The organism is Streptococcus sp. (assembly GCF_019414905.1).
Lineage (GTDB): Bacteria > Bacillota > Bacilli > Lactobacillales > Streptococcaceae > Streptococcus.
The window spans coordinates 1-5,149 of the sequence record NZ_DXLC01000273.1 but is presented as its reverse complement, the minus strand read 5'-3'; the positions used below and the strand labels follow the sequence as shown (position 1 = coordinate 5,149).

Genomic DNA, 5,149 nt, shown 5'->3' with positions numbered 1-5,149 from the left:
ACAATACTTTGTTTAAGGTCATTTAGGGTTTTAGTGAAGTCAGCATTGCTAAGAATATCACTTTTTGAGAGATTTAAAGCAAAATTGATGATGATATTGATCTGGTTTCCTGTTATAACCTGATCAAGTTTGTAATTTTTCAAGGTATCTTCAACAATCTTACGGACATCTTCCTCTGTCAGATTTCCCTTGCTTTCCTTCGCTTTGGCGAGTCCTGACTTGATATCGGCTAGGGCAACGTTTAGTTTATTAGCATCATAGCCTGACTTGTCCTTGTTTTCAGCATTGATATCTGACAAAGCCTTCAACTCTTCTTGAGCCAAGTCTTTATTGGCTTGTGGCACCTTGGCTCCATTAACTTCTAGCGAATAATAAATCCCGGCTAAGGCACTTTCACCAGTAACTGGAATAGGGGCTGCTACAGTGATTTTGGCGTGTTCCACTCCCAGCGTTACGGCTGCGTTTCGGTACATATCCTGAGTCACCTTAGTGATATTTTCTGGTGTTTCAATCTTGACCTCAAGTGGCGATTTGTCCCCTAGCTTTTGAATCTTGGCTGATGAATACAATTGTAAGCTAGAGTCATTGGCCACATTCATAATCTTAGAATAGACATCAGGTGTCATGGTCTTGAGTTCTTTGGTGTCTGTTGAGGCATTGTAGCCCAGTTTTTTAAGGGTTTGACTTTTTTGGTCTTCAGATAGTGATGAACCTAGGACATATTCAGGTTGGACATAGGTTTCATCGATGACTTTTTGAACATCTGTTGCTGCATGGGCGCTATTCATAGCTGTTACCGCCCACAAGACCGCAGCACTAGTCAGAAAGAGTTTCTTTCTCATAGGGAATTTCCTCCTTTACCTTTCTAGAGTAATATATCTATCTTAAAGAAAACTTATAACAAAAACACCTGGACTAGCCAGATGTCGAAAGGAGAGTGAAACATTTGATGATGTAAAGGTTGAGTTGCACCTGTCTAGAATAATAATAGTTTCCCCCATTTACATAAAGTTCTGCACCGTGAAAAATGGAAATGGGGTGAATATAACTATAAGTCTTTCCGGTGGTATTGCCAAGCAAGGGAGCAACAGTCTCACGAGAGTACTGTTTGGCCAGAGCCAAGGTATTTTCCTTGCCATTTTGGGCTATAAAATCGATATAGGCAGGTCCAAAATTATAGGCTTGAACAGCCGTCCAGACATCTACCCCCTTCTTCTGGGCCAGATAGAGATTGTCTGTCAGAGTTTGAACGCCTTGCCGAATGCTAGAGGCATTATCATTGATGGTATTGGTAGCGCCACTAACAGACTCACTAGACTGCATAACATCGCCTTCTTTTCCTTTTGTTTCGGTATAAATCATAGCGAGCACAAGCTCTTCGTTTGCTGGTGTGTCTTTTTCACTCAAGATTTCTCGCACCATAGGTTGATAGGTCATGACTTGCTTGACATCTTGGTGAACGCGATAAGCTTTATATCCAGCAAAAAGGAAGACTGCTAGTACAAGCACTCTTCGAATTCGTTTAAACATTATTTACTTTGAATATCCTCGATATTTTTGATTAAGATAGAGTAGGTTCCATTGTCGTTTTGGATAAACTCAACAGACTCGGCGTCTTGATAGACGTTATTGGGAACGATGAGCTCAATTCCATTTGACAAGGAGAGTTTTTGGTTTTCAAATTTCTTTAATTGGCGACTGGCATCAATTTCATCAAATTGAACTGGTTCTGGTACTACTTCTTTGACTTGGTCAATAAAGCTCAAACGAGCTGTCAGATTGTTGTCAAAAAGGTCATTGGCCAATTTCTCAGGCGATAATTCATTGCTTTCTTCCAGGTTATTGAAAATCGCTGATTTTACCTTGGATTGAAATTGAAAATCGTCTGTGTTAAAGGTTTCAGCAATTCGCTGTGCCGTTTTTTCCAGTTCTTTGATAGATTTCTTGGGTGAAATCTTAGGGGCGACGGCAAGAAGATTTTCTGAAAAATAGTTCAAAAAAGCCCCGTTGTACTTGATTCGTTTTTCAATCAGATGATACTTGCGACTCTGAAGATTGACTACCAAGGCCTCATCAGCCCCTGTTCCAAATCCAGGCAGGTTATTCTGAGTCAGCTTGATTGGATTATCAACTTCTCCACCGAGGTGGGTCAAGGTCTCCCGCAGGGCAATTCTCAAGAAAGCGAAATGTTCTACACCTTCTTTAGAAAATTGTACAAAAATCAAGTCATTGGTCTTGAGGTTTTCAGAAATACTGAACTCTTCTTTCCAGAGATTAGCCAGTGTTACTGATGTCTCCAACAAATCGTCTGTGATATGATTGAAGAAGGGATTTTCTTCCTCGAAAATCCCAGTCTTGGCTTCATCTGAATACACACGTTCAATTTTTTTACGCAAGTATTCTTCGATTTTTGGAGTAATATTGAGAAACTTATCCGCTAGGAACAGCTCGGTATCATCCGGACTGAACTGATGAATAATAGCTTTCTTAATATAAATATCCATAAAAGTTTTAGTCCTCGTATAATGGGAAGGCATCTGTTAATTCTTTGACTGCACTTCTCACTTCTTCTAAGACAGCTTCATTTTCTGCATTCTTAAGGGTTTTAATGATGAGTTCAGCGACTTTGCGACTTTCTTCTTCACCAAATCCACGTGCAGTAATGGCTGCTGCTCCGATACGAATCCCACTTGTCTTGAATGGTGACAAGCTTTCGTAAGGGATTGAGTTTTTATTTAGGGTAATATTGACTTCATCCAGCAAGTTTTGAGCAACTTTTCCGTTTTCTACAACCTTAGTCACATCAACAAGGAAGAGATGGTTTTCAGTCCCTCCAGAAATGATACGAAAATCAGGGTCTTGCAAGAAGACATCTGCCATAGCCTTGCTGTTCTTGATGACATTGGCAGCATATTCCTTGAAGGCTGGATCCAAAACTTCTTTGAAGGAAACAGCTTTAGCCGCCACAACGTGCTCCAAAGGACCACCCTGAATACCAGGGAAAATAGCTGAATTGATTTTCTTAGCTAAGTCTTCATCATTGGTCAAAATCAAACCACCACGAGGCCCACGAAGGGTTTTGTGGGTCGTTGTTGTCGTGATGTGAGCGTATGGTACTGGACTTGGGTGAAGACCAGCAGCAACCAAACCAGCGATATGAGCCATATCTACCATGAGCTTAGCACCAACGGCGTCCGCAATTTCACGGAATTTTGAAAAGTCGATAATTTGAGAATAGGCTGAAGCACCTGCTACGATCAATTTTGGTTTTACTTCTTGGGCTTGTTTCAAGATAGCATCAAAGTCCAAGAGTTCTGTTTCAGGATCCACACTATAAGAAACAAAGTTGTAGGTTTGACCAGAGAAGCTTACAGGAGCCCCGTGAGTCAAGTGACCACCTGCAGCCAAATCCATTCCCATAACCGTATCGCCAGGCTCAATCAAGGCCATGTAAGCTGCACAGTTAGCTTGGCTTCCTGAGTGTGGTTGGACATTGGCAAATTTTGCACCGAAAATTTCTTTTGCGCGTTCAATAGCTAGAGATTCTACCACGTCTACCACATCCGTTCCACCATAATAACGGCGTCCTGGGTAGCCTTCGGCGTATTTATTCGTCAAGATAGACCCTTGAGCTGCCATAACAGCCTTGGAAACCACGTTTTCCGAAGCAATCAATTCAATGTTATTTTGTTGGCGTTCTTCTTCTTTGGCAATAGCATTCCAGAGATCAGCATCGTATGCTTTAAAATCATCTTTGTCAAAAATCATAGGTCTTCTCCTTTATAGTGTGACTAGTCCATTAGTTTAATTTTCTTATTAGAAAATCAAACTAAAAGATGCGAATAAACCGTTTCTGCATTTTATCACAAGTATAACCAACTTTTTCATAAAATGCATGAGCACCCAGACGATGATTGGCAGAATTTAAGCGGATAAACCCATAACCACGTCTTTTTGCTTCTTCTTCCAACCCTTGTAATAAGCTTTTACCAATACCTTGACCTTGCGCTTGAGGTGAAACTGCTAAAGCTAAAATATTAAATCCTGCTTTAGAATAAAGTGATTCATAGACCTCAGCGTGGACATATCCAAGCAAGGCATGACTAGCTTCATCCTCATAAGCAAGTAGGAAATGATGTGAATTCTGAGATAGTCTAGCTAGTTGACTAGCCGTTTCCTCTGGACTAAAAGAATAGCCCAAAGCCTCTTGGTTAATGTCACAAATAGCTTTCACATCTGTTTCTTGCAAATCTCTTAGCATCTCATTCCTCCTCAAAAGAAATCTCTGGCAACCGAGCAAGAATATCTTCTCGCTTAATGGCCCCTTGTCGTAAGATTTTCACCTTGTCTCCAGACAAGTCCAAAATAGTTGAATCCTGTCCAGTTAGAAAAGCATCGTCTTCTAGACCCAAAACCTCTTGGTCAAAATCCTTCAGAATTTGTTCAAAGGTCACTCCACTTGCCTGACCTGAAATATTGGCAGACGGTCCAATCAAGGGCCCTGTCTCTCCAATCAAATCCAGTGTGATAGGGTGACTGGGCATCCGAAATCCAACAGTCGCGAGGCCAGAATTGACCCAATAGGGAACTCGGTCATTAGCTTCGAGAATAATGGTCAAAGGACCTGGTAAAAAGGTCTCTACAAGTTTTTGTAGATAAGTTGGCTGATTCTTTGAAAAGTGCAAGATGTCCTCTAGAGAAGCGACATTAAGATTGAGCGCCTTTTCTCTAGGTCGACGTTTGAGTTGGTAAACATGGTCAACTGCTTTTTCGTCTAGAGCCTTGGCAAAGAGACCGTAAACCGTCTCTGTAGGTAAAACGACCGCTCCACCCTTTTCCAACTCTTGTCTAATCCTGTCCATCATCAACCACGACCATCCTATCTTGATCAAATTGGTCCTTAAGTGTTCTTACACGTTTTTCAGGAAGATGCTTCCTAAAAAGTTCAGGAACACTTTGACCTTGCTTGTATCCAATTTCAAGGTAAATCTTACCACCATCTTTGAGATAGTCTTTTGTATCTTCCGCAATTCTACGGTAAATAGCTAGACCATCCTCGTCTGCAAAGAGAGCTAGATGAGGCTCCGAATGCAAAACATTCAAACCGACCTCTGACTCATCTTCACGAGAGATATAGGGTGGATTGGAA

The 5,149-nt window shown here is 41.2% G+C and carries 6 protein-coding genes and 1 pseudogene; all 7 read right to left on the bottom strand.

Going from position 1 to position 5,149, the window contains the following annotated elements:
- On the bottom strand, positions 1 to 842 hold an 842-nt coding region (locus tag QZ359_RS08365; RefSeq protein ID WP_293965691.1), incomplete at its 3' end, for a DUF1002 domain-containing protein.
- 73 nt (positions 843 to 915) lie between these two features.
- Entirely contained in the window at positions 916 to 1,530 is a 615-nt protein-coding gene (pmp23, locus tag QZ359_RS08360; protein ID WP_050225249.1) for a cell wall hydrolase Pmp23, read from the bottom strand.
- Positions 1,530 to 2,504 carry a nucleoid-associated protein gene (locus QZ359_RS08355; protein WP_020900776.1) on the bottom strand — a complete coding sequence of 325 codons (975 nt, stop codon included), beginning with the start codon at positions 2,502 to 2,504 and terminating at the stop codon, positions 1,530 to 1,532. The genes pmp23 and QZ359_RS08355 overlap by 1 nt, the downstream gene beginning before the upstream one ends.
- Positions 2,505 to 2,511: 7 nt before the next feature.
- The gene (gene glyA / locus QZ359_RS08350) at positions 2,512 to 3,768 is read right to left on the bottom strand and encodes a serine hydroxymethyltransferase (RefSeq protein WP_261027217.1); all 1,257 of its coding nucleotides are present in this window, start codon (positions 3,766 to 3,768) and stop codon (positions 2,512 to 2,514) included.
- Between the two features lie 61 nt (positions 3,769 to 3,829).
- Entirely contained in the window at positions 3,830 to 4,261 is a 432-nt protein-coding gene (locus QZ359_RS08345) for a GNAT family N-acetyltransferase (RefSeq protein ID WP_293965679.1), read from the bottom strand.
- Position 4,262: 1 nt separating this feature from the next.
- A complete protein-coding gene (locus QZ359_RS08340; RefSeq protein WP_293965678.1) occupies positions 4,263 to 4,865 on the bottom strand; it encodes an L-threonylcarbamoyladenylate synthase in 603 nt (200 codons plus the stop codon).
- Positions 4,849 to 5,149 (bottom strand): annotated as a pseudogene (locus tag QZ359_RS08335) (peptide chain release factor N(5)-glutamine methyltransferase); the annotation flags it as partial. The pseudogene QZ359_RS08335 and the gene QZ359_RS08340, both read right to left, overlap by 17 nt.